Here is a 25,431-nt window from a genome sequence, read left to right as displayed (position 1 = left end):
CCTTTTTGTTTGGAAAATGACTTGGACTATTGGTTACTTGTAAATAAAGCTACCGCGCGTTGAAGCTGCAAACGAATAGAAACCGGATTGTAGGGCAACCATTCATCCAGGTCAAGCAGATGTACATTATTCCGCTGTACAGCGGGAAGGCTGCTCCAATAGGAGGACCTGAATATCTTTTCACTATGTGCGGTGGAGCCCTTCTCATCCGGAAACACAGCAACCAATAATTGAGACCCAGCATAAGCCGCAAGTTCGGATATCTCAATGGGAATAGAATGAAATTGATCCCCACGCTTCTTCATCTCCTGCCCAATCAATTCAGGAGGCCGTAGTCCAAGCGATTGATAGATAATATATCCGACATTTCTCGCTCCGTAAACGAGCAGCTTATCTGGCTTAATCACCAGAATCGTTATAATTTCATGAGCGACTGCGCATTGCTGGATCAGTGAACGGGCTGCCTGTTCTTCCTTTTCAAAAGCAGCCAGCCACTGCTCTGCCCGATCGCTCCGCTGAACAGCATGTGCAATACGACGCAGATGCTCTTTCCATCCCATTTCCATCCATGAAATTTCCACGATAGGCGCTACAACTCGCAAATGCTCAGGATTTAGCCCATATTGGTGCAAATGCTGTTTGGCTGCAATGATCAACTCAATGTTGGTATCGAGCAATACTGAGTTCACCTGTTCAGCAGAACAGTTCGTGCTTATAAACTTCATCGTTTGCGGTGGCTCCAGACCATTCGTCTTCACATATTCGCTGCTTTCCGAAATGGTGACAGCAGGTTCCAACCCAAGCAGCAACAGATGGCTGGCGTAAGGTATAAGCAATACAGCCACACGCTGGGATGATCCGCGGTTGTAGCTTGAAGGTGATGCTCCTGTATGCTGCTTAAAACGACGGCTTAGATAAAATTCATCCTTGTAACCTACCTTCATTGCAATTTCCCGGAGCGTGCCTGATCCGTTAATTAACAGCTCTTTGGCTCGATGAACGCGCAGCCGCGACAAATATTCGTTCGGGGAAAAACCGGTAAGCTGCTTAAGCTGGATAGAATAATGTGATCGGCTTACGCCTGCAATCGAGGCCAACTGCTCACGCGTTATTTTCTCGTTATAGTGATTTTCCAAATACGTAATGCTGTGTTCCATCGACGGCTGCTCACTGGCAGCATACTTGGCCTCCTGCTGTTTCAACAGTTGAAGAATGATTTGGTGAAAGATAATTTGATTCTGCACATGACGGGCTTCACTAGCAGGTAAACGATGGATATACAGCTCCTCCACATTAGCCACAATCGCAGGCTCATAATGGGAAAACTGAATATTGGCATTGGAGGCCACCTCGCTTTTCCGCATCATTGCGCCTGCGGGCAGAGCGCTCACCTGCTCAAGCGTACGGATTAAAAGTTTATAAGCATGAAGTGGTTGCTGGAGATTCGTAATTAAAGCGGCATGGCTATGCGCCGGGAGAAGGATGACGCTCCCTTCCACAAGCTCGTACATTTGGTCATGAATCCTGAGAATGCCTTTGCCGCTGGCAATCGCAATCAGCACGGTTACACTCTCATGAATCTTGTACATCGGAAAATTAGAGGTGCTGTACAGCGAATGGATGCTGTCAGCAGTATATAAAGGAAAATGGGACTCTGCCCACTCCGAGACAACGTTATCCACAAGCAAAGCCTCCATTACAAAATATTGAGGAATGTCTTTCAGTCCTCTGCGTTGTATTAAGCAAAAAAGTCCAATTATATAGCATAAAAACGATATCTACACTATAAATGATCAAACCTTTTTCATGCTACTGCTATTCTCCAAATTCCACATCTTATGCAGATCATGTATTTCGCAAGAGTATACTATGCTCATGCTACCCCACCTTGGATTTTTACAATACAGTCCTCAGTTTAGCCGCTGTAATCCATAAAATCAGGTCATATTGTTAAGAAAACCTCTTTGTTGTAGTAATTCTTTCGTACAGTTCCACAGTTTATTTTGCATAGCAATATCTCCACCGGGGTGTACAGGTACAATCGAATGTCCGGTTCCGACATTAAAATACCCTCCTGTAACTGCCTGGTACTGCGGATCCACAATTAAACGAGTCATAATATCAGCTCCTCTGCGTGGATCACCAATATGAAAAAAATTCAATAAACGCTCAAGCATTGATGCAAACCAGAGCTCACGTCCGAGACCAGTAACATTAAACCCCGGATTCAGAGCGTTAACACTGACCCCCGTACCAGTCCATTGACGTGCCAGTTCACCCGTAAACATAATGTTAAACAGCTTGGTTTTTCCATAAATTTCAGACGAGCCTCTGGCAGTAAAAGGGGCTATATTGGTCAAATCCTCAGGGAGCTCAAGCTCGCCATGATTGCGTGAAGCCTCAGAGGCAACATTGACAATTCTGGCGCTTCCTGCATTTTTCAAGGAATGCTGTAAGGCGTGCGTCAATAACCACGGTGCTAAATAGTTCACAGCCATCATTTCTGCTAATCCCTCGGAGGTTACCCGTTGTTCGAATGCATGCAATCCTGCATTATTCAAAAGCACATCTATTTTGGGGTATGCAGTTGAAATCTCGTTTCCCATACGTCTGACATCTTTCATTAAAGATAGATCCCCTAAAAAATAGTCTACTTTTGTTGAGGGCCTCATACCTTTAATAATTTCTTTAGTAGCTTCAGCGCGATCCCTGCTCCTGGCTGTCAGGACAAGATGAGTACCACGTTTAGCCAATTCAATCGCAACGAGTTGCCCCAAACCACTTGTTGCGCCAGTTATTACAACAATCGGATTAGCCGTCATATTGATTCTCCTTTGTGCAGAAATAGTCATTGTCAATGTAATGGGCCGTTCATTGCTTTGCTCCGTTAGACCCGTCTTAAGTTTTGACATTCAGTTGGCGTGACTATATACTTGATATAAATCAACTATATTACTTTGATTGATATATGTCAATTAATTAACTTGAATGATTTAATTTATCAATTAAGGTTAGGTGAAATAGGATGAATGATGATCAACACAAAAATACGCAGAGAGGACAACTGGAGTTGGAACTCGGCGAGCAAATCAATGCGCTCATAAGCGCCTCACATGCGCTAAATGTCAAAACTGCAGCACGTTTTGACCCTTCAATACAACCTGCGGGTTTCCATATTATCCGTTGGCTGTACTCATATGGGCCAACAAGCGCCACTATGCTGGCGGAATCAACAGCTATGGATCGCAGTTCGGTTAGCCGTCTCGTCAAACAACTTGAGCTTTTGGGTTATGTGAAAAGGGAAGCCTCCCCTGATGATCGTCGAGGAATACTTCTATCCCTCACTGAGCTTGGACAACAAAAGACGATTGATGCTCTAAAAGAGAAAGAATTTGTATTTTACGAACACATTTCAAGATGGGACGATGAACAACTTGAACATTTTATCGGAATGCTCAGGGACTTTAACGGATTTGATCACCAGTAACAAGTTCATAGGTTGATGACTGCCTTTCTTAAAAGCATGGAGTAAAACTAAAATAAACGTCGTGTCCTGATTAGAGAGAACATGGCGTTTATTTTTCATCAAGAAATATAGAGCCTCCTGTGACCAAACGTGTGACCACGAAGGAAAACAAAGCTAAATTCAAAACAAAAAAACGGCATTTCTGCCGTTTTTCTAAAGGATGGACTCTCAGGGACTCGAACCCTGGACCAATTGATTAAGAGTCAACTGCTCTACCAACTGAGCTAAGAGTCCATATTATTATGGTGGAGCCTAGGGGGATCGAACCCCTGACCTCATCGCTGCCAGCGATGCGCTCTCCCAGCTGAGCTAAGGCCCCATTTTATGTAATTTCAATCATCTGTTTCAAGCGACTCCTATATCATATAAAATTATTACCCCTGTGTCAATACTTTTATAAAAAATTTATAATTCCCCTTCCTCCATCAACCAAAGATACAGTCAGCGATCTAGTCGCTGGCTGCATCTTTGGATAAAAGTGTTTTCAGTTCCTTCATAAACATGTTGATGTCTTTGAACTGCCGATATACGGACGCAAAGCGTACGTAGGCGACCTCATCAACAGGATAGAGCTGTTCCATGACCAGCTCGCCGATCTGCTGGCTGTCCACTTCAGTGGCGGCTGTGTTGCGGATAGCATTTTCCACCTGGGATACGATCATATCCAGCTGCTCGACTGATACAGGACGCTTCTCGCAGGCCCGAATGAGACCGCGCAGCATTTTATCACGGCTGAATTCTTCACGGCTGCCATCTTTTTTAATGACCATCAACGGAGTCTCCTCCACCATTTCAAAGGTGGTAAAACGCCTAGCACATTGCTCACATTCACGGCGGCGGCGGATGGACTTGTTGTCATTCGCGGGCCGCGAGTCCAGCACCTTTGTTCCATTGTAAGTACAGTACGGACATTTCATAAATTCATCACTTCCTTTTTCCAATAAATTCTCTATACTTTTTCGTAATAATTTTGTCAAAACGGTTCATAATATGTTTACCACGTCGCGAGGAGGTGAACAACAATGGCACAAGGAAACAATGGCAACTCCAACAACCTGGTAGTCAGCAAAGCCTCCGGCGCTCTGGAGCAAATGAAATATGAAATCGCTCAAGAGCTGGGTATCAGCATTCCTCAAGATGGATACCAAGGTAACATGACTTCCTATGAGAACGGTTCGATCGGGGGCTACATTACAAAACGCCTCGTAACGATCGCCGAACAACAATTGGCAGGTCAATACCAATAATCGTTGTAACGCAGAAGTAACAAGCAAAAGTGTACGGATGGGCTGCCAAACACAGTCTGTCCTGCACTTTTTTCATTTTAATGGAAAAAGGCCCATATTGTCATGATATATTTACATGCTGCCTCGTCACCCATTAAAACTGATTATAAATCTTCGTATACTGCCTGTAGTAGTATATAACCCGCTGTACATAATGTCGTGTCTCGCCAAAAGGGATTTGCTTAATGGATTCTTCTTTCCCATCCCATACGCCCTTATCTAGCCACTCCTGCACTTTACCGGGGCCTGCGTTGTAAGCTGCAACGATAGCTATGGGATTATTCTTAAATTTTACCGACAGGTTATGCACATACCAGGTTCCCAGCTCAATGTTGGTGCCGGGCTCGTGCTTGACGTTATCCAGCGGAACCTTTTGGATCTGGGTGCTGTCCATAATCCAATTCGCTGTATCAGGCATGATCTGCATGAGTCCCAGTGCACCTTTGTGCGACTGCTTGCTGGCCTTAAAATTCGTCTCAACACGGATAATGGACGCCACCAAAAACGGATCCACTTCATACGTCTGCGAGTATTGCCGGATCTCATCCTTATATTGAATCGGATAGAACCACGACATCCAGTTTGAATTAAAAAACAGAATCAAGACAAACCCAACAAACAAAGTCAGCAGGACTCTTTTTTTGCGCAAAATATTCATGCCAGTCCCTTTCGCTGCCAGAATTGATCAATTTGCTGTTTTGTTTCAGCCTGTGTTCCACTATTGTCGATGACGATATCGGCCAGGCTTCTTTTTTGTTCAATATCCATTTGCGCGGATAACCGAAGTCCGGCTTGTTCCTCGGTCAATCCATCTCTGAGCATCAGACGCTGGAGCTGCACATCGCGTGGTACGTATACCACCATAATTTCATCGTACAAGCTTTCCAGCCCTGACTCATACAGTAACGGGATATCCGCCAAAATAAGTTTGTCTGGATGTTCGCGTTCGTAAGATCCCATGCGCGTACGCATTTCCTCACGAATCGCAGGATGTGTAATATCGTTAAGCGCCTGCCTCTGAGCAGGGTCTTCAAATACAATCTCGCCCAGCTTTTTGCGGTGCAAAGTTCCATCACTGTTCATCACAGCTTGTCCAAAATGCTGTATGACCGCCATCAGCACCGGGTGCCCCGGAAGCATTACTTCCCGGGCAATGGCATCTGCGTCGATCAGCAGCGCACCCTTGGCGACCAGTAGAGCCGACACGGTGCTTTTACCGGTAGCAATACCTCCGGTTAATCCGATATTCATGCTCTTTCACCTCATAACAGCTTCAATATACCCATCATAATCAATAATAATGCCGGTAACACACCCAGCGCCTTCATAAATCGAAATGCCGATAGACAGAAACCTGTTTTCATACCTGCAATCAAAAATGTCCCGCTGAAAAATGCAATAGCCAGCGCGGTAGCGAGTGGCTGGAAGCCCAACATAGCTGCTCCCAATCCTGCACCGAACGCATCTACCGATAAAGCGATCCCTAACCAAATCGCCTCCGTAGCGGATATACTGCCTGAACGGTCCATATCTGCAGCAGACGGACTTCGGAGAATCCGAATAACGAGACCCCATTTGCGGAATTCCAAAGAAAATACAGTCCGTTCCTCTTGCACTTCTAAGGATTTCTCAGCCTCCAGAACATTTCTGCTCACAGGATCAGGATCATCAATCAAATCTTCCTTGCGATGCAGAGACTGATACAAAGAGTGACAGCCAATCCCAATCAGAATGACAGCGCCAAAAACCGTCGTATATACAGGAGACAGAACCTGGGACAATAATGCGCCTAGCTGCATGGATATGCCAATGACCAAACCTGAGCATACTGAAATGATAACAATGGACAGCAGTGGAATTTTCATTTTGCGTAGCCCATATGTAACACCGACTCCGAAACTGTCAAGACTTAGCGCAAATGCCAGCAGCAGCAGGGCTCCCCAATGATTAGCCACTCCAATTCCCCCCATTGCGAAGGAAGGGCCCTAAAGCAGCCGGAACCCTTCGCAGTATTGGTACTTGGAATCAATATATGAGAGGAATGGGCTTTGGGTGACTGTACCTGTTCAACGCAGGGGCTGACAGACCGGGCAATGATGTGTACCACGTCCGGCTACGACGGATTTTTCGATCAATGTACCACAGTGAACACAAGGCTTAACGCTACGTCCATAGATTTGCAATTGATGCTGAAAATCGCCCGCTTCACCCTGCCCGTTGACGAATGATTTGATGGACGAACCTCCGACCAGAATCGACGCGCTTAAAGTGGAGATAATAGCTTCGTGCAACACACGAAACTGGTTTTCATCCAAACTTTTGGCTGGCTGTGCCGGATGTATACCCGCCTTAAACAACGACTCATCCACATAAATATTCCCGATGCCTACAACATATGACTGGTTTAACAGGGCAGCCTTGATCGAGGTTGAACGGGTACCGACAGCGGCGCGAAGCGCCTCCGGCGTAAAGGATTCTTCCATCGGCTCCAAACCGAGCTTGTTCAGCGGCTTTTCCAGCAAATCCTGTCCTTCCGTAAATAAATGCATCGTGCCGAATTGGCGAACATCCTGATAGCGTAATTCCGTACCATCCGTAAAATGAAAGATAACGTGAGTATGCTTTTCCACAGGATCATTTTCCGAATACAGGCCATATCGCCCTTCCATTCTGAGATGGGAAACAAGCACCAGCCCGTCCAGCAGAATCCGCAAAAACTTCCCGCGTCTCTCCACTCCTATAATGCGATGATCAGCCAATTCCATAGCAAAAGCGTGTATATCATCAGGCCGCTGAATAATGCGCGGCAGATTCACGGTCACATGATCTATATGTTTATCGACGATAAGCTCGTTTAACGTTCGTTTAATCGTTTCTACTTCCGGTAATTCCGGCATGATGTCTTCACCTCACCCTATATTATAACGGAAGCAGCGTTAAATTGGGACTATCTACTCGTTGAAATAACCTATTTCGCTTCATACCAATTACTTCCATAGCTAACTTCCGCTTTGAGCGGTACAGACAGATTCAGCGCCGCTTCCATCGTAGCCGGGACAAGCTCTTTCATCGTTTCCATTTCCTCCGGCGGAACCTCGAAAACAAGCTCATCATGTACTTGAAGCAGCATACGACTGCGAAGATTACGGTCGCGAAGCGCCACATCCATCTGTACCATCGCCAGTTTGATAATATCGGCTGCGGTACCTTGAATCGGCGTATTCATTGCGGTACGCTCCGCGAACGAACGCAGGTTGAAGTTGCTGGCGTTAATCTCCGGCAAATAACGTCTGCGCTCCAGCAGCGTTTTTACGTATCCGTCCCGCTTCGCATCCTTCACAATATCATCCATGTAACGACGAACGCCCTGGAACACGTCAAAATATTGGTCAATAAAGCGAGCCGCTTCCTTGCGCGTAATATTTAGGTTTTGCGACAAACCGTAATCACTGATCCCGTAGACAATCCCGAAGTTAACCGCCTTGGCAGAACGCCGCATGTTAGAATCTACGGCTTCCGCAGGGATGCCGAAAACATCGGACGCGGTCTTCGTATGAATGTCCATATCGTGGACGAAGGCTTCCTTCAAGCGCTCATCATCCGAAATATCAGCCAGCACTCGCAGCTCGATCTGCGAATAGTCCGCTGCCAGAATAGACCAGCCCGGCTCGGACGGCACAAATACCTTACGGATTTTACGTCCCTCTTCCAGACGAATCGGAATATTTTGCAAATTAGGAAATTGGCTGCTCAAGCGTCCGGTTGCTGCAACCGTCTGCCGGAAATACGTATGCAACTTGCCCGTTTTATCCGAAATTTCCTTAAGTAATCCTTCCACATACGTGGATTGGAGTTTCGCAATGGTACGGTACTGCAAAATGTTTTGCACAATATCATGATATGGGGCGAGCTTTTCCAGTACCTCGGCATCGGTGGAGTACCCGGTTTTCGTCTTTTTAATAACAGGAAGGCCCAGCTTATCGAACAAAATTTCACCTAACTGCTTGGGCGAATTCAGATTGAACTCCACACCGGCAATGCTGTATATCTCGCGCACCAGCGTTTCAATCTGGGCTTCAAATTCTTTACCCAAAGCGCGCAATTCTTCCACATGAACCAAAATGCCCTGCTTCTCCATATCCGCTAAAATGCGGGACAACGGCATTTCCAGCTCATGGAAGAGCTTGTGCATTTCCGTTTTTTCCAGCTCGGCCTGCTGTACAGGCACCAGCGCTTCAATCACCGCCGCCTTACGCGCCACATGATCGGACAGCACATCCACATCAGGCACTTTATATTTAGCGCCTTTGCCGAAGACTTCATCATCCGGACGAATCGAAGACAAGCCATATTTGGCTGCCAATCCGCTCAGTGACTGGTTCGCATCCGTTGGGTCCAGCAAATATCCGGCCAACTGGACATCGAACTCGGCCCCGGCAAATTCGATCCCGTGCCAATGCAAGGCTAAATCCGTACGGTGCAGATCATGCCCCCGCTTTTTACGCCCAGCATCGGCGAGCCATTCGCGGACAGGTTTGGCTGCATCAGTTTGCAGTACATCCAAGGTCATAAAAAACTGTCGTCCCGCTCCGCCAAAGACCAGCCCCACAATTTCAGCATGATGCGGATTGTCGCCATGGGTCTCGACATGCAGCAGATCGACGGTATCCAGTACATGTACCAGCTCGCCAATCCGCTGCTCGTCCAGTACGGTCACGTCAGCCGCGGCTTCCTCTACGTCTATTCCTGCACTGCCAACCTCTCCCGAAAAGGATAACCGCTCCAGCAAGGACTTGAACTCCAGCTTCGCCAGAGCAGGCCCCGCCGTTTCTGCTTGCAGCCCGCCGAAGACAACATCCTCCAGCTGCTTGTCCAGCGTTACATCCCGATAGATGGTCGCCAAATCCTTGCTCATCCGTGCATCATCTGCATGCGTTTCGACGCGCTCTTTCATCTTGCCTTTCAGCTCATCCGTATGCGCCAGCACCTCTTCGACTGATCCATACTGATGCAGGAGCTTGAGCGCTGTCTTTTCCCCCACACCCGGAATCCCGGGAATGTTGTCCGACGTATCGCCCATCAGACCTTTGAGGTCGATAATTTGCAGCGGCTTCAAGCCATAACGCTCCTGAATCTGTTCAGGTCCGTATGCCTCCACCTCGGTAACCCCTTTGCGGGTCAATCCGACAGTGACGTTGTCCGAAGCCAACTGAAGCATATCCTTATCTCCGGTAACCACCAGCACGTTAAAACCAGCTTCGTCCGCGGTTTTAGACAGGGTTCCAATGATATCGTCCGCCTCATAACCATCCAGCTCAAACTGGGCAATCCCGAAGGCGGTTAGCAGCTCTTTCAGCAGCGGGAATTGTTGGGACAGCTCCGGCGGTGTTTTCTCCCGTCCACCCTTGTAATCCTCGTATCCTTTATGGCGAAACGTTATTTTTCCAGCATCAAAGGCAACCAGTATATGCGTCGGCTTATGCTCCTCCAAAAGCCGCAGCAACATCGTTGTAAATCCGTACACCGCGTTCGTCTGCTGTCCGCTCGAATTGGTTAACGGCGGCATAGCAAAAAACGCCCGGTAAATGATACTGTTGCCATCTATAAGCATGAGTTTATCCATTTAGCACCTCGCAAGTTCATCAATGCATTCGAAACGTTCTTTCGTTTTACGCATTCCTTTTCCTATCTTAACATAAAGGCTCCTTTTTCAGAAAAAAACGGCTGCTTCCTAACCAAATTCGTCTTTTGCTCAAAGACAAGTCTGGGTCAGAAACAACCGTTATATTCCTCAAAGTCCTACTGGTTCAAATCTGGTCGCTCCCCTGTCACGAGATATACAGTGCTTTCACCGATATTCGTCGCATGGTCGCCAATCCGTTCAATATAACGTCCGACGAGCAGTTGCAGCATGCCTTGCGGAGCTTCCTCAGGCTTTTCTACCATAAACACATACAGATTGCTGATCATATGGCTATATATGGAATCTACACGATCATCCTCTTTGGCCATTTTATAAGCCAAATCTGTATTTTCATCCAGATAGGATGTAATCGCGTCGTCAATCATTTCTTTGACGATTGAAGCCATATGCGGAATATCCACCAGCGGCTTGATGACCTGCTGCCCTTCCAGACGCAGCGTGACCTTGGCAATATCGAGTGCCAAATCCCCCATCCTTTCCAGATCACTGGAAATTTTAAAGGCAACAATGATCCGACGCAAATCCTTGGCTACCGGCTGCTGGGTAATAATGAGCTTGGAGCCCATATCGAGAATGTTCTCTTCCAGCGCATTGAGGGATGCATCATTTTTGACCACCTGCTGGGCCAATTCCGTATTATTGGTCTGCAAACATTCAATGGCCTGATCGAGTGCCTTCGATACATGTGCACCCATTTCACGCAGTACAGCTCTCAGTTCATCTAATCCTTCATCAAAACCTTTTCTGCGAATCATTTTGAAGTCACCCCTCCTGGCATTACTATCTGGTTGGCTTTAGCCGAATCGGCCGGAAATATAATCTTCCGTACGGGAATCCTGCGGCGTGGAAAACATCGTCTCTGTATCCGCCGCCTCTACCACGACACCGTTCAAGAAAAACGCAGTACGGCCGGACACACGAGCCGCCTGATGCATGTTATGCGTTACCATGACTATCGTATATCTGTCACGCAGTTCTTGAACCAGTTCTTCAATTTTCATCGTGGAGATCGGGTCCAGCGCTGACGTTGCCTCATCCATAAGCAAAATATCTGGCTGCACAGCAAGCGCCCTAGCAATACACAGCCGCTGCTGCTGTCCGCCGGACAAGCTCAGGGCTGAACGCTTGAGAAAGTCCTTAACCTCTTCCCAGAGTGCCGCCTGCCGCAAGCTTTGCTCAACCAGTTCGTCCAGCTTGTCCTTTTGCCGGATTCCATGCAGACGCGGACCGTATGCCACGTTATCATAAATAGATTTAGGAAACGGATTAGGCTGTTGAAAAACCATCCCCACCTGCTTGCGCAGAGCTTCTACTTCCATCGTATCGCCATATATATCCTGACCTGCGATACTCACCGTACCTTCAATACGCGTTCCCGGTATCATATCATTCATCCGATTCAGCGTACGCAGCAAAGTAGATTTACCGCAGCCGGACGGTCCGATGAAGGCTGTTACCGTTTTTTCAGGAATATCCAGGTTTATATGTTTCAGCGCGTGAAAATTCTCATAATACAAGTTCAGCTTATCAATCCGAATAACGGAATCATTCATTGATTTATGATCTCCTTCGTGTTGCAGTTATGGTCCTCAAGCATTGCACCTGATTTGCACAATATGAAGATTATATAAGCTGTGTGTAAATTCAGTGTGGTGGATTTGTTAACGGTATGTAAAATGATCAGGAATTCAGCATAAGCTCCAGCTCCTGTGCAATCCCGGCTGCATTCAAAGCCGCTTCCTCTGCGGAACGAGACACGTCGTTGTTTTTGATCTCAATTTCAGCAACGGCCTGCAACAGTTGGGTAAACGTTTGGGTTCCAGCGGATATATACCGTGAGCCGGTATTAATCTGCTGCATGCTCGTATCCGTCAGATCGGCAGTATCACGCAGCATTTGTTCAATATCCGTAAGCAAGCTTGTAATCTGTGCGGAAAAGGCTTTCGTTTGGAGTGACATATTCCGCACCTCCTGAGATACGATCTGGAAGCCACGCCCATGTTCTCCAGCATGTGCTGCTTCTATCGATGCGTTGATCGCCAGCAGTCCACTTTGATCCGCGAGTCCGCGGATGGAGGAAGCCATGCCTGCAATGTCATTCAGCAATTGAGTTAGCGCTGTAATCTGCTCATGCTGACGCTTCATTTGCTCTGTGACTGCCCGGTAGGAGAGCAGAACATCTTCCAGTTCCATTTTGCCACGGCGGGATAATTCACTCATCGAACGAGTTAGACGCACACTGTCACCAGCCTCTTTAGCGGCATCCAGCACAGTTGTCTGAATCCGATGGACACCATCATAGCTATGCCGAACCACGTTACCCCGATGCTCGTCCGCCTCTCTCTGCATTCGCTGAACGACGGACAAAATATCACGAATGGTCAGTACGCCAAGCAACCGCGTACCTTCCTTAATCAGCAGGCAATCGTAAAATCGTTGATCTTCGCGCAGCATCGCCTGCTCTACAATGTCCGATGCCAGGCTTTCCAGATCCACAATTAATGTATCGGGGTCGGCAAATATGGCCGCAGGCTTGTCATAAAACAGAGCCGCAGCAAACCTGCCCGTAAAATGGCGGTTATACGCATCTCTCATAATAATGCCCAACGGAAGGCCATTTTTATCAATGACAATGACGCAAGGAATGTCTTCCTGCGTTTTCATAAGTGCTAATAGCTCTTTACAAGACATATCCGTACCAATGATCGGAACCTCCCGGCAAGGCACGTAGGTAGTAATGGGCTTGTTAGATTCACGTTCAATCACGGCAGTGGAACTCGGCTGGGTCTTTGGTTCCGTTATCATCGTTCTGAAGTCCCCTTTTTTTGACTACTTGAAGTGACGGGAACATCATATCGGTCATTTGTTGATTGTAACGTTTGTTTATGTTAACGAAATGTAAAATCACGAAATGGACACAAAAATCGTCGCATACAAAATCGAACATAAAGAAAAACGCTCCTCATTTATAGCAAATGAGAAGCGCTTCTTTTTTTATTAACAACCAGCTTGTATCCGACTCCACGAATCGAATCAATATGAACCGAATCGGGGTCCAGCTCCAGCTTCTTGCGCAATGAGCTAACATGCACATCTACCGTCCGTTGACCGCCAATGTAGTCGAAGCCCCAGACCGCGTTCATCAGATCGTCGCGAGTCAATACCACGCCCGGCTTACGGGACAAATAGAGGAGCACCTCAAATTCCTTGGGTCTTAAGCTGATGGATTGTCCTCCGAGAATCACTTCATATTTTTCAGGATAAATCTCCAGCTCGCCTAATTGAATTTTGGAGCCGTCTTTCTGATCGGATAGCACACCTTCATCCCCGCCGGAAGTACGACGCAGCACCGCAGTTACGCGGGCCAGCAGCTCGGAAACACCGAAAGGCTTCGTGATGTAATCGTCCGCTCCTGATTTCAATCCTTGGACAACTTCGGCTTCGCCGTTTTTGGCTGTTAAAATAATGATCGGAGTTGTCAGGCCCTGATGGCGAAGTCTGCTCAGGATATCCAGCCCGTTCATACCGGGCAGCATCAAATCCAGCAGGATCAAATCGTAGGACTCTCTGGAGGCTTTTTCAAACCCTGCACTGCCGTGATCCTCCGTATCTACTTCAAAACCCTCTTGTATCAAATTGTAGGATAGCAATCTGGCAAGCGTTGGTTCATCCTCAATAACCAGCAAGCGTTGTCCCATAAATAAATTCATCTCCTGTTTACCTTTTAAAGGCGCATTGGTCAAAATTCCAAAATCTTTTCCATACTCATGCAACACCCGTATATTTTATCACGGCATTGTTAACAGAATGTAAAAACCGATCTAGTTCATTCTTCCTGTTGCAGCAACGGCAATTCAATCGTAAATGTCGTGCCCAGGCCAAGCTCACTTTCTACGGAAAGCACCCCATGATGCAGGTCCACCAAATGCTTGACGATGGACAATCCCAGACCAGTTCCACCCGAGTTGCGCGAACGCCCTTTATCCACCCGGTAAAAGCGCTCAAAGATGCGCGGCAGGTCCTTCTTCGGAATCCCTATGCCCGTATCACTAACCGTAAATACGACCTTCTCTGTGCCATTCTCCCGTTGTACTGTCACAACCTTGATTTTCACCTTGCCGCCGTCGAGTGTGTAGTTAATGCCATTAGACAGCAGGTTCAGAAAAATCTGCTGGAGCTTATCTTCATCCGCCTCCATAAACAGTTCATCCGGGACATCCATATGCAGTGTAATTCTTTTTTTGGCAGCTACATTATTTAATTTTCCCAGCAATGATTCTATAAACGAGGACACATGAACCGGAGAACAATCCAGCGGAGAACGCTTGGATTCAATTTTGGATAGCTCCAGAATGTCGCCGATCAGCCGATTCAGCCGTTCGCTTTCATCATAAATAATTTGCAAAAAGGAACGGGATGTTTCTTCATCCTTAACCCCGCCGCCGAGCAACGTTTCAGCAAAGCCCTTGACTGCGGCAATCGGCGTTTTTAGCTCATGAGAAACGTTCGCTACAAATTCGCTCCGCATATTTTCCAGTCGCCGAATAGCTGTAATATCCTGCAAGAGGAACAGCATGCCCCGGTATCCACCTTCATCCTCATACATTGGCACACCATCAAGCAGAATCAGCCGTTCCTCGGGATTATACAGATGAACCTCACCGTGCAGTCTTTCGCGGCTTTGTATACTGCCCTCGATCAGCTTTGTCAGCTCGTAGTGCTTTTTCAGCTCGTGATATGGCTTGTCCGTCACCCGTTTGCTAGTGACTCCGAGCATTCGCTCAGACTCACGGTTAATAAGCGCAATGCGCTCCCCGGCATCAATCATGAGAATCCCTCCGGTCATATTGCTCATGACGCTCTGAAGCAAATCCTCATTATCACGTATCGTTTTCATTTGGTTTTGCAGGCTGTCCGCCATACGGTTAATGGCTTCACCCAGTTGCCCTACCTCATCCCGGCGCTGTACGCCAACTCTTGCGTCATAATCCAAGCTTGAAATGCGGTTGGCTACGCCTGTAATATGCTCAATAGGTGAGGTTAGGCCCCGCGCGATGCGGTAACTGACCAAACCAGCGGCAAGAAACAGCAAAACCAGACCAATGCCAATCGCCGTCCAGCCACGCTGCACACCTTCCTCCACTGCCTTCAGGTTCATGGACAAACGGATATATCCGTCGAAACCCTTGTCGGATACGACAGGCTCTGCCACGTACAGCATATTTCGCTGCAAAGTTTCACTATAGCGTATCGTCCGTCCGATTCCTTCCGACGCGGCTTCCCGGATTTCTTCACGTGAGGCATGATTCTCCATCTTGCGCGGATCGCTTAGCGAATCGCCCACCACCGTTCCATCCTTGCGAATGAAGGTCACCCGTGAATCGGTCAGTTTAGCAATTTCCTTTGCTTTTTCCGAATAGTAAGAGACATAATCACTACTGGAAAGAGCGTCTGCGTTGACAAAAGGAAATGTAGCGCGAAGCAGGTCGATCTCACGTCCCATATTTTCCTCAAGCACCTTCATGTTTGAGTTTTTAAAAATTTGTCCCATGGTGATGCCGGCCGCAAGGACAGAAACGCCAATCATAATCAGCATCATCAAGGTAAGCCTGAAACGAAACGACTTCATAAATATGCCCATCCTTTAGTTAAGTAGAAATTTTTTGATCATAAAAGCTATGTAAGTGAAGAGTTGCAAAAATCCTGAAGTTAAGTCCCATTCTACAGGCTACCTGCTTTTTGTTCCACTGTTAAAAAGGAAAAAGGTCAGGGCACGCCCTGACCCAACCTCTCTCTTATCCGTTTACGACTTCGCCGCCGTTGATATGAATGACCTGCCCGCTGACATAAGATGAATCATCTGAGGCGAGATACACATAGGCTGGTGCCAATTCTTCCGGCTGACCGGGACGTTTCATCGGCTGTGCGCCTCCGAACTCACTGACGGTCTTGGCATCAAAGGTGGAAGGGATCAGCGGTGTCCAGACCGGGCCCGGTGCGACAGCGTTTACCCGAATGCCCTGATCGACCAAATTCAGCGAAAGGGAACGGGTGAATGAAGTAATCGCCCCTTTGGTGGATGAATAATCAATGAGTGTCTTGTTCCCGGCATAGGCCGTAATCGACGTAGTATTAACGATAGCACTGCCTTTCTTCAAATGCGGCAATGCCGCTTGCGTCAGGAAGAACATGCCGAAAATGTTCGTGCGGAATGTACGCTCCAACTGCTCTTTCGTGATATCCTCCAGCTTTTGCTGCGGATGCTGCTCTGCGGCATTGTTCACGACAATGTCCAGCTTGCCTAGCTCGTTAACCGTCTGCTGAACTGCTTTTTTGGCAAATTGGTCATCTCCGATGTCGCCGGGAATCAGCACACACTTGCGCCCCTCCTGCTCTACCTGACGTTTCGTCTCCTCAGCATCCTTATGCTCGTTTAGATAGACGATAGCTACGTCAGCACCTTCCTTGGCGTACGTAACGGCTACAGCGCGTCCGATTCCGCTGTCTCCACCGCTAATAAGTGCGACTTTGCCTGATAGCTTGCCAGCCGCCTTATAGTTAGCCTTCTCAAACTGAGGTGCAGGCGACATTTTGGATTCAACCCCCGGTTGCTGTTCTTGATGCTGCGGGGGCAAGGTTTGTTGGGTCTGATTGCTTTTGGCCATCGTGCATGCTCCTTTCAAGATTAGATATTTTATAGGATGCAACATTTGCACCCACTCTACTCCTGATTTACCACGCTGGCATGTTCGTTAAACGAGAAAAGATCATGAAGTTCGCTGGACACACAAAAGAACGGCTTGTGCTTATTCAGCACAAACCGTCTTTCTTCCATTCAGCATGTTATACCATTCGGTTCAATGCTCCATTAAATAATATGGCTGTATACCATTAAAAACGTGATTAGGATCAGAAATACAGCCAGCAGTGTACTGAACATGCGCATTTTTCCAGCGTATTGCGTAATGGGCTGCTGGTTACGAATCGCTTCCAGCGACAACCGTAACGGCTTGCCCATAGCACCTGCGATGCCGGAAATAGCCAGAAACAGCAGCAAGACTACGACGATCCATGCTACGGAATATGGGCCCCAGGCAAAAATCATATAGATGCCGCTAACGAGCAAAATGATCATTGCAAATTGAGCCAAACGGTTCAATAGCTGAACAGCCGATATCGTTCCTTCCTGCACAGTGGGAGCCAGCTTATCGATTTTGCCAACTACGAAGGGGAGCAGAATATAAAAGCCCAGCGCCAGCGATCCGATCATGTGAATAAAAAACATAGCTTACAACCTCCATTTCTTTGATTACCTGCAAATTCATTTTTCCATAGAACGGTCATATTCCAAAGATCAGACTGTCATCATTTCAGTGTTTTGGGACATGCTTTTCTATGTACACTCTCAACGCATACAAAGTCTATTATACCGGGGAAATTAATTAAATTCTATTTAAAAAGGTGTCCGTCAGCCATGACTATGACTGACGGACACCTCCGCTAGTAAAAATATGCCGTTGTAGTAGATAACCGAACCTATACGGTCACTACTTTAATTACATTACGAACCGATTCGGCGGATTGATCAAGCGCTGCCTTTTCTTCCGCTGTCAGTTCCAGCTCGAATACTTTTTCAATGCCATTGCCACCGAGAAGTGTCGGTACGCCGAGGAACAAGTCCTGATATCCGTACTCCCCTTCCAGATAGGCAATAACCGGAATGATACGCTTTTTGTCCTTCACAATCGCTTCTGTCATTTGTGTAAGCGATGCCGCCGGAGCATAGTATGCGCTACCATTGCCCAACAGGTTAACAATCTCCCCGCCACCTACACGCGTTCGCTGTACGATCGCTTCGATACGTTCCTTCGAAATCAGTGTTTCGATGGGGATACCACCAACGCTGGAATAGCGTACAAGCGGCACCATATCATCACCGTGACCACCCATTACGAAGCCTCGCACGTCTTCGACGGATACGTTCAATTCCTGTGCAATAAAGGTACAATATCGCGCCGTATCCAGCACACCAGATTGGCCGATGACCCGATTTTTCGGGAAACCGAGCGTCTGATATGCGGTATAGGTCATCGCATCGACCGGATTACTCAGAATAATGACGATAGAATCTGGCGCATACTTCTTCACGTTTTCACATACGGATTTTACAATGGCTGCGTTCGTATTTACCAAATCGTCACGGCTCATGCCTGGCTTGCGCGCAATCCCCGCTGTAATAATGACAATATCCGAGTTGGCTGCATCCTCATAATTGGAAGTGCCTGTGACCTGGCTGTCAAATCCTTGGACCGGACTGGCCTCCAAAATATCAAGCGCTTTGCCTTTGGTTGGATTTTCAAGTTGTGGAATATCGATCAGAACGATATCACCCAGCTCCTTTTGGGCCAGAAGCAATGCGGTAGTGGCACCGGTAAAACCGGCGCCAACAATGGATATTTTTTTACGTTGAATGGTCACGTGGCATTCCCCTCTCTACAGGTTACTAATAATGGTATCTGCGAACTCGGAGCATTTCACTTGTGTAGCGCCTTCCATCAGACGGGCAAAGTCATAAGTTACGATTTTCTTATTAATGGACGTTTCCAGTCCTTTGTAAATCAGATTTGCCGCTTCGTGCCAGCCCAAATGCTCAAGCAGCATCACGCCTGACAAAATAACGGAACCAGGGTTTACAACATCTTTGTCAGCATATTTTGGCGCTGTGCCGTGTGTAGCTTCAAAGATAGCATGCCCAGTTACATAGTTAATGTTCGCACCTGGTGCGATACCAATTCCACCAACTTGAGCAGCCAGGGCATCGGACAGGTAGTCTCCGTTCAGGTTCAGCGTAGCAATAACATCAAATTCGGAAGGACGAGTCAGCACTTGTTGAAGTGCAATGTCAGCGATCGCATCCTTGATAATGATTTTTCCTGCATCTTCAGCCGCTTTTTGAGCCGCATTTGCCGCATTTTCACCGTCTTTTTCCTTGATAGCATCATATTGAGCCCAAGTGAATACTTTATCTGCAAATTCTTCCTCAGCTACTTCATAACCCCAGTTTTTGAAGGCACCTTCGGTAAATTTCATAATGTTGCCTTTGTGTACAAGCGTTACGCTCTTGCGTCCGTGGTCAACAGCATACTGAATGGCCGCACGCACCAGACGCTTCGATCCTTCCAAGGAAACCGGCTTGATCCCGATACCCGACGTTTCTGGGAAACGGATTTTGTTCACACCCAGCTCTTGTTGGAGGAACTGAATGACTTTTTTCACGTCCTCGGAGCCTTCCGCATACTCGATACCAGCATAAATATCCTCGGTATTCTCACGGAAAATAACCATGTCTACCAATTCAGGACGCTTCACCGGAGACGGAACACCGTTAAAGTAACGAACAGGACGCAGACATACGTACAGATCCAGCTCTTGACGCAATGCCACGTTCAAAGAGCGAATGCCTCCGCCAATAGGTGTCGTGAGCGGACCCTTGATGGCTACAATATACTCGCGGATGGCTTCCAAAGTATCGTTAGGCAACCACTCGCCGTATGTATTGAAAGCTTTTTCACCAGCAAATACCTCATACCAAGCAATCTTCTTAGTGCCGTTATATGCTTTATCTACAGCTGCGTCCAGTACGCGCTTGGATGCTTTCCAGATGTCTCGGCCTGTGCCGTCGCCTTCGATAAACGGAATAACCGGATGATTCGGAACCTGTAGTTGACCGTTATCAATCGTAATTTTTTCGCCTTCAGTTGGGAGCTCAAACTTTTCAAATTTCGCCATAAGTTCCTTTTCCTCCTCAGATATGAATGGGTACAGGGCGAAAGACGTGATCTTCATCATAGACAAAAACACGCATCTCTCGCCGTCCCTTCTATTGTACCTTATTTTTTTAATTCAGGGTATACAGCCTCAATATTCGTACAACAAGTGATTAGCGTAATTCCGGAGACACATACTTTTGGTCAATCGGACCTGTGTATTCAGCACGCGGACGGATCAGACGATTATTTTCGTACTGCTCCAAAATGTGCGCAGTCCACCCCGATACACGACTCACGGCAAAGATCGGTGTGAACAGGTCTCTTTTGATACCCAGTTGGGTATAAACAGAGGCAGAGTAAAAATCAACATTCGGCTTCAAGCCCTTTTGTCCTGTCACAATTTCCTCGATTCGAACCGAAATATCGAACAACGTCGTATCGCCGTTCATTTCACCCAGTTCGCGGGACATTTTGTGCAAATGCTTGGCACGCGGATCACCGTTTTTATAGACACGATGTCCAAAGCCCATAATTTTTTCGCGGTTATCCAGTTTGGTCTGAATATACGAATCCACCTGATCCAAACCGCCGATTTCCTCCAGGGTTTTGGCAACAGCTTCGTTGGCTCCGCCATGGAGTGGTCCCTTCAAAGCTCCGATTGCCGACGTAATGCCGGAATAAATATCGGATAGTGTTGCTACCGTCACGCGTGCAGCAAAGGTCGATGCATTCAATTCATGATCGGCATGCAGCACAAGAGCCTGATTGAACGCTTTGATAGCCGTCTCTTCCGGGTCTTTTCCAGTAAGCTGATACAGAAAGTTTTCGGCGATAGAAACACCTTTCTTGGGCGCAATCGGCTCCAGCCCTTCGCGCACACGCGCTATGGCCGCCACAATTGTGGGCAATTGCGCCTGAAGCTTGACGGTTTTGATCACATTGGCCTCTCTCGACATATCATCCGCCTGTGGGTCATACAAGGCAAGAGACGATACGACTGATCTCAGGGCAGCCATCGTGCTCAAATCTTTCGGGTACAGCTTTAATTGAGTAATAATTTCATCCGGAATGGCAGCATATTCGCTTAGTTGGTCGCGAAGCTCCTGCAATTGGGCTTGATCAGGCAGTTTTCCGAACCATAACAAATAAGCTACCTCTTCAAAAGCGGCGTTAACAGCCAAATCATCAATGTTATAACCCCGGTACGTGAGAACGCCATCTACGATAGAGCTTATGGAGGAAGTGGTCGCTACGATCCCTTCCAGACCTTTAGTCGCTGTCATCGTTACATCTCTCCTTTGTAAAAACATTGTGAACGGACTTGCAATGTAAACATTTTCAAAAGTAAGTTTTGCCTTTTAAATAGATAAGTAATGTTAACGCCATATGTCAATATTTAAACCTTCTTTCACTATACTGGATTTTGTCGTTTATGTGAACATTTAGGGCTATTCCGACACATTCAAATGTTTTATCGGTTCTATAAAGAAATTTTTGAAACCCCTTACATAATTTTTTAATCCATTTGCACTTTTTTACACAGGTCTTGTCTCACCCCCTTCGCGCATATGTATAGTAAAGCACTTATTGCATGGAATACAACTGTAAAAGAAAGGGGGACGTGGAAACTTGAGCAGCTTGATTTTGAATCGCATATTTCGCGCTCTGTGGGTAGCAGTCGTGATTACAGCTCTGTTGCTGGGCATATATGTGCTGTTCCCTTTCATCTATCCCTTCCTGTTCGCCTGGCTTGTGGCCTATGCCATGAATCCGCTGGTTCGATTTCTGCGCAGCAAGACCCGCTTGCCACGTTGGATGGCTGTCACGGTCTCGTTATTTGTATATTTAGGTGGAATCGCCGTTGTCCTCTCTGCGGCCATCACGCGGATGGTTCGGGAGGTCATCAGGCTCACCATGACCTTTGACGGACATATTGAACATTTTAAAAGCCTGTTTATCGACTGGACCCAGAGCGATCTGATCCAAAATGTGATTAATGAAATTAATCAATTTATCCGCAATAACCCTGATTACTACCATACAATTAACAGCAATATTGATAAAACAACCCAAACAGTCAGCTCGGCTGTCACCACACTGGTTGCCCAATTTTTTAATGGTATTCTGAATTTGCTGACCTCTCTGCCTAATATGGGCACGGTACTGATCGTTATTGTATTAGCGGCATTTTTTATCAGTAAGGACTGGGACCAACATAGTCGAATGCTCTCGAATATGGTTCCTGATACGATTCGCAAGCCCCTGTCGGGGATATGGCACGATCTGCGCAAGGCGTTATTTGGTTATTTGCGCGCACAGTTTATTATCATCTCCATTACTGCGGCGACCGTCATTATTGGACTGTTCATTTTGCGTGTAGAATCCGCCTTCACTATCGGTTTGATGATCGGGCTGGTTGATTTGCTTCCTTATTTAGGGGTTGGCATTGTGATGATTCCGTGGATTTTATATGCCTATATGTCGGGTAATTTGGCATTAGGGGTAGGATTGTCGATACTCTATATCATCCTGTTGATTGGACGGCAAATTGTAGAACCTAAGGTGCTGGCCAGCAGCGTGGGTCTGAACCCGCTTCCCACCCTTATTGGGATGTTCATCGGGCTCAAGCTGTTTGGTGTATTGGGGCTGATTATCGGACCTGTGTCCCTTATTGTAGTGGACGCGCTCAATCGCGCCAATGTCATTCAGGACTTGCGCAACTATATTGTCTACGGAAGAGTCCGTTAAGATCATGTGAGTAAGAAAAACGGCAGCTTACGTCAAAACCGCCGAAACGTAATGCTGCCATTTTTCATTTTTTTCTCCAGCCATTTCAATAAAAAGCGTCGATACAACGCACGGGTCAAAGGGAAAACCAGCGTAAAACCGATAATATCCGTTAAAAATCCGGGGATAAGCAGCAAGCTTCCGCCAAAAAAAACACATAGTCCATCCAGCATTTTGCGGCCGGGCATTTGTCCCCGATTCATTTCATTTTTCGCATCGGCAATGACCTTGCGACCTTCAAATTGCATCATGGCGGCTCCGATCAGGGTCGTCAGAATGATAAGCAGAATCGTCTTACCCGCTCCAATCCAGTGACTTACCCATATAAACCCATACAGCTCCGCCAAAGGGATAAGCAGCAATAACAGCCACAGACGTTTGCGCATCATCATGCTTTCTCTCCCTCCCCGGCTGTCATAGCAGACCATAGCGCGGTGTACAGATCAGGTAGCACCTGATCCAGCCGGACGGGCTTCCATTCGGTACTCACCCATACGTGGCGTGTCACCCCGGTTACGAGCAGCTCTCCAGGCAGTGTGTCTGCCTGTGTCCACACCTTTCCAATCTGGCTTTTATGGTCCTCAGCCGTTACACGCCGGACCTCATAAGTGTAATTCAGACGCAGTCTGGAGAAGTCCGTGATCGCGGTATAAATAGTAATCAAATCATCATATCGGGCAGGACTCACATATTTCGCATTGATTTCGATAACGGGCAACAGAACACCTCGTTCCTCCATGCTCCGATAGTTAAAACCTGCCTGTCGGATCATTTCCGTACGCCCAATCTCAAACCAGTTCAGATAATTGGCATGATATACGACCCCCATTTGGTCGCTTTCCTGATAACGGACACGCAGCGGTGCTCCATACCAGCGTAATTCCGTTTGTTTCTCCTCTTGTGTCATACAAGCTCTCCTATCTGTGTGCATCTTGATCTCTATATTTGCCCTCTCTCCATTAAACCATATTTACCGCCCCGGAACAAAAAGAGGGCCGAACCGTGATGGTTCCGCCCTCCCAAGCATTTTATAATGATGGCTTTATCATTTTGGCAACGGCTTGGACAATTTGTAATATCCGCTTTCCGAAGCCGCATTCAACAGACTTTTCGCTTGGCTTCCTGCCCAAGCATAACCAAGTCGTCTCTCCTCACTGATTTTCATGATGTCCGTATACTTTTTGCCATCCCGGTCTGAAAAGAAGTACTTATTGTCTTCCACATTGTAGAAGCGATACCACATTACGCTCGATGCGTCCTTTTGGAAAAACTCCGGACCCTGACGGTTGTATTTGATCCCGTCGATCCGGTTACTATCAAACCATTTCAAAGCGCTCTGAGCTGCTTTTTTCACCTCAGCCGTTTGCGGTTGGGACATCAAGAAAGCCGTGATGCCTACAGATTCTGTGGTTGTTTTGGAAGGAAGCTCAAATGCACGGGCCGCAACAGATGCATAAGTAGACGGATCATGCTGTGCACCCCAGATTGTCGGTGTGCCATTATTTACAATTTGCGACTTAATTGTATATTGGATGCCCTTGTTTAGTGCTTGCTGCAGTTTGGAGCGATATGAATCGTCCAGAATGTCACTATCAAACGGCTGCTTCTTGTTCACAATATCGTCAGCCAAAACCATAACTCTAACCATTGCATCATCGTTGTAAGTTACAGCATCAGAATAATTTCCACGTTTAGGGTATACTTGCGGCCAGCCACCAGAGGAATATTGAGAGGTTAAAACGAAGTCAACTGCTTTTTGTACACTGTTCTTAATGTCTTTATTTTTTGTTTTTTTGTATACATCCGCCAAAAAGCGAATTTCAGTTGTCGTAGCCTCATTATCAAATGTCCCCAGCTCTACGCCATCCTTGCTCTTCCAGGTGGAGCGTGCAGTTTTACCGTCCCACTTGGATTTATAATTATTTTCCATAGCTTTGAAGAATCCGCCATGCGGCAATTGCCACGATACGATATTCAAGGCGAGTTTGGTATCCTTAGATACATCGCCAGTAGAAAATTTACTAAAATCACGGTACTTGTCCAGCAGGCTGCTCGCACTCACACTAGCCATTGGAACAACAGAATTTTTGTAAATGGCCGTATCACCATACACTGCTTGGATAACATTCACCCCCGCATCAGCTGCATCCTGCTCCGCTGCCACCCACGAAGGGTTAATAAGCCCTGTTGTTACTGTAATCGCCATTCCTGAAAGAGCGATCCACTTGACAGATTCTTTAACATTAAACCTCATTCCAAACCTCTCCTTAAATATGATTGTAGGTACCTCAAAAACGATTAAACACATGTATTATATGAAAATATACCCAAATAATCAATATTTTTTATTATATACAA

The 25,431-nt window shown here is 46.9% G+C and carries 24 protein-coding genes and 2 tRNA genes; 3 read left to right on the top strand and 23 right to left on the bottom strand.

The genetic code is table 11. The features are described from left to right. Nucleotides 1-26: 26 nt before the first annotated feature. Both NST83_RS08570 and NST83_RS08565 read right to left on the bottom strand, forming a co-directional pair. Nucleotides 27-1,682 (bottom strand): helix-turn-helix domain-containing protein, encoded by a 1,656-nt coding sequence (locus tag NST83_RS08570; RefSeq protein WP_342417303.1) that lies wholly within the window; start codon nt 1,680-1,682, stop codon nt 27-29. A 255-nt stretch (nt 1,683-1,937) separates the two neighbouring features. Beyond that, the gene (locus NST83_RS08565; RefSeq protein ID WP_342417302.1) at nt 1,938-2,822 is read right to left on the bottom strand and encodes an SDR family NAD(P)-dependent oxidoreductase; all 885 of its coding nucleotides are present in this window, start codon (nt 2,820-2,822) and stop codon (nt 1,938-1,940) included. 203 nt (nt 2,823-3,025) lie between these two features. On the opposite strand from NST83_RS08565, the gene NST83_RS08560 reads away from it, so the two are divergent. After that, a complete protein-coding gene (locus NST83_RS08560; RefSeq protein ID WP_342417301.1) occupies nt 3,026-3,487 on the top strand; it encodes a MarR family winged helix-turn-helix transcriptional regulator in 462 nt (153 codons plus the stop codon). A 200-nt stretch (nt 3,488-3,687) separates the two neighbouring features. On the opposite strand, the gene NST83_RS08555 is transcribed toward NST83_RS08560, so the two are convergent. The 3 genes from NST83_RS08555 to nrdR all read right to left on the bottom strand — a co-directional run bounded on the left by NST83_RS08555 (nt 3,688) and on the right by nrdR (nt 4,443). Further along, nucleotides 3,688-3,760: transfer RNA gene (locus NST83_RS08555), tRNA-Lys, on the bottom strand. A gap of 9 nt (nt 3,761-3,769) precedes the next feature. Beyond that, nucleotides 3,770-3,845 (bottom strand) — tRNA-Ala (locus tag NST83_RS08550). Between the two features lie 130 nt (nt 3,846-3,975). After that, the gene (gene nrdR, locus NST83_RS08545; protein ID WP_137062460.1) at nt 3,976-4,443 is read right to left on the bottom strand and encodes a transcriptional regulator NrdR; all 468 of its coding nucleotides are present in this window, start codon (nt 4,441-4,443) and stop codon (nt 3,976-3,978) included. A gap of 105 nt (nt 4,444-4,548) precedes the next feature. Here nrdR and NST83_RS08540 point away from each other — a divergent pair, with 105 nt between their 5' ends. Beyond that, a complete protein-coding gene (locus tag NST83_RS08540) occupies nt 4,549-4,773 on the top strand; it encodes an alpha/beta-type small acid-soluble spore protein (RefSeq protein ID WP_137062459.1) in 225 nt (74 codons plus the stop codon). 133 nt (nt 4,774-4,906) lie between these two features. Here the strand turns inward: NST83_RS08540 and NST83_RS08535 are convergent, their stop codons facing one another. From NST83_RS08535 to citZ, 15 genes are all read right to left on the bottom strand, one after another. Next, nucleotides 4,907-5,470: a lytic transglycosylase domain-containing protein gene (locus NST83_RS08535; RefSeq protein WP_137062458.1), complete on the bottom strand. Its 564-nt coding sequence runs from the start codon at nt 5,468-5,470 to the stop codon at nt 4,907-4,909. Then, nucleotides 5,467-6,063: a dephospho-CoA kinase gene (coaE, locus tag NST83_RS08530; protein WP_342417300.1), complete on the bottom strand. Its 597-nt coding sequence runs from the start codon at nt 6,061-6,063 to the stop codon at nt 5,467-5,469. Before coaE ends, NST83_RS08535 begins: the two co-directional genes overlap by 4 nt. Nucleotides 6,064-6,074: 11 nt before the next feature. Next, entirely contained in the window at nt 6,075-6,767 is a 693-nt protein-coding gene (ytaF, locus tag NST83_RS08525) for a sporulation membrane protein YtaF (protein ID WP_137062456.1), read from the bottom strand. 111 nt (nt 6,768-6,878) lie between these two features. Continuing rightward, nucleotides 6,879-7,709, bottom strand: coding sequence for a DNA-formamidopyrimidine glycosylase (gene mutM / locus NST83_RS08520; RefSeq protein WP_342417299.1), 831 nt, complete (start codon nt 7,707-7,709; stop codon nt 6,879-6,881). A gap of 71 nt (nt 7,710-7,780) precedes the next feature. Continuing rightward, nucleotides 7,781-10,435 (bottom strand): DNA polymerase I, encoded by a 2,655-nt coding sequence (gene polA / locus NST83_RS08515; RefSeq protein ID WP_342417298.1) that lies wholly within the window; start codon nt 10,433-10,435, stop codon nt 7,781-7,783. A 176-nt stretch (nt 10,436-10,611) separates the two neighbouring features. After that, the gene (gene phoU / locus NST83_RS08510) at nt 10,612-11,271 is read right to left on the bottom strand and encodes a phosphate signaling complex protein PhoU (protein ID WP_342417297.1); all 660 of its coding nucleotides are present in this window, start codon (nt 11,269-11,271) and stop codon (nt 10,612-10,614) included. A 39-nt stretch (nt 11,272-11,310) separates the two neighbouring features. Continuing rightward, nucleotides 11,311-12,069, bottom strand: coding sequence for a phosphate ABC transporter ATP-binding protein PstB (gene pstB / locus NST83_RS08505; RefSeq protein ID WP_283655367.1), 759 nt, complete (start codon nt 12,067-12,069; stop codon nt 11,311-11,313). Between the two features lie 127 nt (nt 12,070-12,196). Beyond that, entirely contained in the window at nt 12,197-13,321 is a 1,125-nt protein-coding gene (locus NST83_RS08500) for a methyl-accepting chemotaxis protein (protein WP_342417296.1), read from the bottom strand. Nucleotides 13,322-13,482: 161 nt separating this feature from the next. After that, entirely contained in the window at nt 13,483-14,214 is a 732-nt protein-coding gene (locus NST83_RS08495) for a response regulator transcription factor (RefSeq protein WP_010349065.1), read from the bottom strand. 128 nt (nt 14,215-14,342) lie between these two features. Continuing rightward, complete coding sequence (locus NST83_RS08490; RefSeq protein ID WP_342417295.1) at nt 14,343-16,145, bottom strand: ATP-binding protein; 1,803 nt, start codon at nt 16,143-16,145, stop codon at nt 14,343-14,345. 166 nt (nt 16,146-16,311) lie between these two features. Further along, nucleotides 16,312-17,181 carry an SDR family oxidoreductase gene (locus NST83_RS08485; protein WP_342417294.1) on the bottom strand — a complete coding sequence of 290 codons (870 nt, stop codon included), beginning with the start codon at nt 17,179-17,181 and terminating at the stop codon, nt 16,312-16,314. 203 nt (nt 17,182-17,384) lie between these two features. Beyond that, entirely contained in the window at nt 17,385-17,801 is a 417-nt protein-coding gene (locus tag NST83_RS08480) for a hypothetical protein (RefSeq protein WP_137062448.1), read from the bottom strand. A 251-nt stretch (nt 17,802-18,052) separates the two neighbouring features. Further along, nucleotides 18,053-18,994: a malate dehydrogenase gene (gene mdh / locus NST83_RS08475; RefSeq protein WP_137062447.1), complete on the bottom strand. Its 942-nt coding sequence runs from the start codon at nt 18,992-18,994 to the stop codon at nt 18,053-18,055. Between the two features lie 15 nt (nt 18,995-19,009). Continuing rightward, nucleotides 19,010-20,305, bottom strand: coding sequence for an NADP-dependent isocitrate dehydrogenase (gene icd, locus NST83_RS08470; protein WP_137062446.1), 1,296 nt, complete (start codon nt 20,303-20,305; stop codon nt 19,010-19,012). Between the two features lie 151 nt (nt 20,306-20,456). After that, the gene (gene citZ, locus NST83_RS08465; protein ID WP_137062445.1) at nt 20,457-21,569 is read right to left on the bottom strand and encodes a citrate synthase; all 1,113 of its coding nucleotides are present in this window, start codon (nt 21,567-21,569) and stop codon (nt 20,457-20,459) included. Between the two features lie 346 nt (nt 21,570-21,915). Between citZ and ytvI the strand changes: the two genes are divergently transcribed. Beyond that, on the top strand, nt 21,916-23,034 hold the full coding sequence (ytvI, locus tag NST83_RS08460; RefSeq protein WP_137062444.1) for a sporulation integral membrane protein YtvI: 1,119 nt from the start codon (nt 21,916-21,918) through the stop codon (nt 23,032-23,034). A gap of 32 nt (nt 23,035-23,066) precedes the next feature. Here ytvI and NST83_RS08455 read toward each other — a convergent pair whose 3' ends face one another. The 3 genes from NST83_RS08455 to pelA form a co-directional block, all read right to left on the bottom strand. Then, nucleotides 23,067-23,465, bottom strand: coding sequence for an FxsA family protein (locus NST83_RS08455; protein WP_013309596.1), 399 nt, complete (start codon nt 23,463-23,465; stop codon nt 23,067-23,069). Further along, the gene (locus NST83_RS08450; protein WP_342417293.1) at nt 23,462-23,980 is read right to left on the bottom strand and encodes a thioesterase family protein; all 519 of its coding nucleotides are present in this window, start codon (nt 23,978-23,980) and stop codon (nt 23,462-23,464) included. The genes NST83_RS08455 and NST83_RS08450 overlap by 4 nt, the downstream gene beginning before the upstream one ends. Before the next feature lie 138 nt (nt 23,981-24,118). Beyond that, nucleotides 24,119-25,327, bottom strand: coding sequence for a pectate lyase (gene pelA / locus NST83_RS08445; protein WP_342417292.1), 1,209 nt, complete (start codon nt 25,325-25,327; stop codon nt 24,119-24,121). Nucleotides 25,328-25,431 lie beyond the last annotated feature (104 nt).

The organism is Paenibacillus sp. FSL R10-2782, assembly GCF_038592985.1.
Lineage (GTDB): Bacteria > Bacillota > Bacilli > Paenibacillales > Paenibacillaceae > Paenibacillus > Paenibacillus terrae_C.
This window is presented reverse-complemented; position numbering and strand designations above follow the sequence as displayed.

What these genes read in the sequence shown, in the direction of transcription:
- pelA (WP_342417292.1), bottom strand. Translation starts at nt 25,327, where the DNA reads ATGAGGTTTAATGTTAAAGAATCTGTCAAGTGGATCGCTCTTTCAGGA.
- mutM (WP_342417299.1), bottom strand. Translation starts at nt 7,709, where the DNA reads ATGCCGGAATTACCGGAAGTAGAAACGATTAAACGAACGTTAAACGAG.
- NST83_RS08485 (WP_342417294.1), bottom strand. Translation starts at nt 17,181, where the DNA reads ATGGCCAAAAGCAATCAGACCCAACAAACCTTGCCCCCGCAGCATCAA.
- NST83_RS08560 (WP_342417301.1), top strand. Translation starts at nt 3,026, where the DNA reads ATGAATGATGATCAACACAAAAATACGCAGAGAGGACAACTGGAGTTG.
- NST83_RS08500 (WP_342417296.1), bottom strand. Translation starts at nt 13,321, where the DNA reads ATGATAACGGAACCAAAGACCCAGCCGAGTTCCACTGCCGTGATTGAA.
- NST83_RS08565 (WP_342417302.1), bottom strand. Translation starts at nt 2,822, where the DNA reads ATGACGGCTAATCCGATTGTTGTAATAACTGGCGCAACAAGTGGTTTG.
- NST83_RS08535 (WP_137062458.1), bottom strand. Translation starts at nt 5,470, where the DNA reads ATGAATATTTTGCGCAAAAAAAGAGTCCTGCTGACTTTGTTTGTTGGG.
- NST83_RS08490 (WP_342417295.1), bottom strand. Translation starts at nt 16,145, where the DNA reads ATGAAGTCGTTTCGTTTCAGGCTTACCTTGATGATGCTGATTATGATT.
- phoU (WP_342417297.1), bottom strand. Translation starts at nt 11,271, where the DNA reads ATGATTCGCAGAAAAGGTTTTGATGAAGGATTAGATGAACTGAGAGCT.
- nrdR (WP_137062460.1), bottom strand. Translation starts at nt 4,443, where the DNA reads ATGAAATGTCCGTACTGTACTTACAATGGAACAAAGGTGCTGGACTCG.
- pstB (WP_283655367.1), bottom strand. Translation starts at nt 12,069, where the DNA reads ATGAATGATTCCGTTATTCGGATTGATAAGCTGAACTTGTATTATGAG.
- polA (WP_342417298.1), bottom strand. Translation starts at nt 10,435, where the DNA reads ATGGATAAACTCATGCTTATAGATGGCAACAGTATCATTTACCGGGCG.
- NST83_RS08480 (WP_137062448.1), bottom strand. Translation starts at nt 17,801, where the DNA reads ATGTTTTTTATTCACATGATCGGATCGCTGGCGCTGGGCTTTTATATT.
- NST83_RS08455 (WP_013309596.1), bottom strand. Translation starts at nt 23,465, where the DNA reads ATGATGATGCGCAAACGTCTGTGGCTGTTATTGCTGCTTATCCCTTTG.
- coaE (WP_342417300.1), bottom strand. Translation starts at nt 6,063, where the DNA reads ATGAATATCGGATTAACCGGAGGTATTGCTACCGGTAAAAGCACCGTG.
- NST83_RS08495 (WP_010349065.1), bottom strand. Translation starts at nt 14,214, where the DNA reads ATGGGACAACGCTTGCTGGTTATTGAGGATGAACCAACGCTTGCCAGA.
- citZ (WP_137062445.1), bottom strand. Translation starts at nt 21,569, where the DNA reads ATGACAGCGACTAAAGGTCTGGAAGGGATCGTAGCGACCACTTCCTCC.
- NST83_RS08450 (WP_342417293.1), bottom strand. Translation starts at nt 23,980, where the DNA reads ATGACACAAGAGGAGAAACAAACGGAATTACGCTGGTATGGAGCACCG.
- icd (WP_137062446.1), bottom strand. Translation starts at nt 20,305, where the DNA reads ATGGCGAAATTTGAAAAGTTTGAGCTCCCAACTGAAGGCGAAAAAATT.
- NST83_RS08540 (WP_137062459.1), top strand. Translation starts at nt 4,549, where the DNA reads ATGGCACAAGGAAACAATGGCAACTCCAACAACCTGGTAGTCAGCAAA.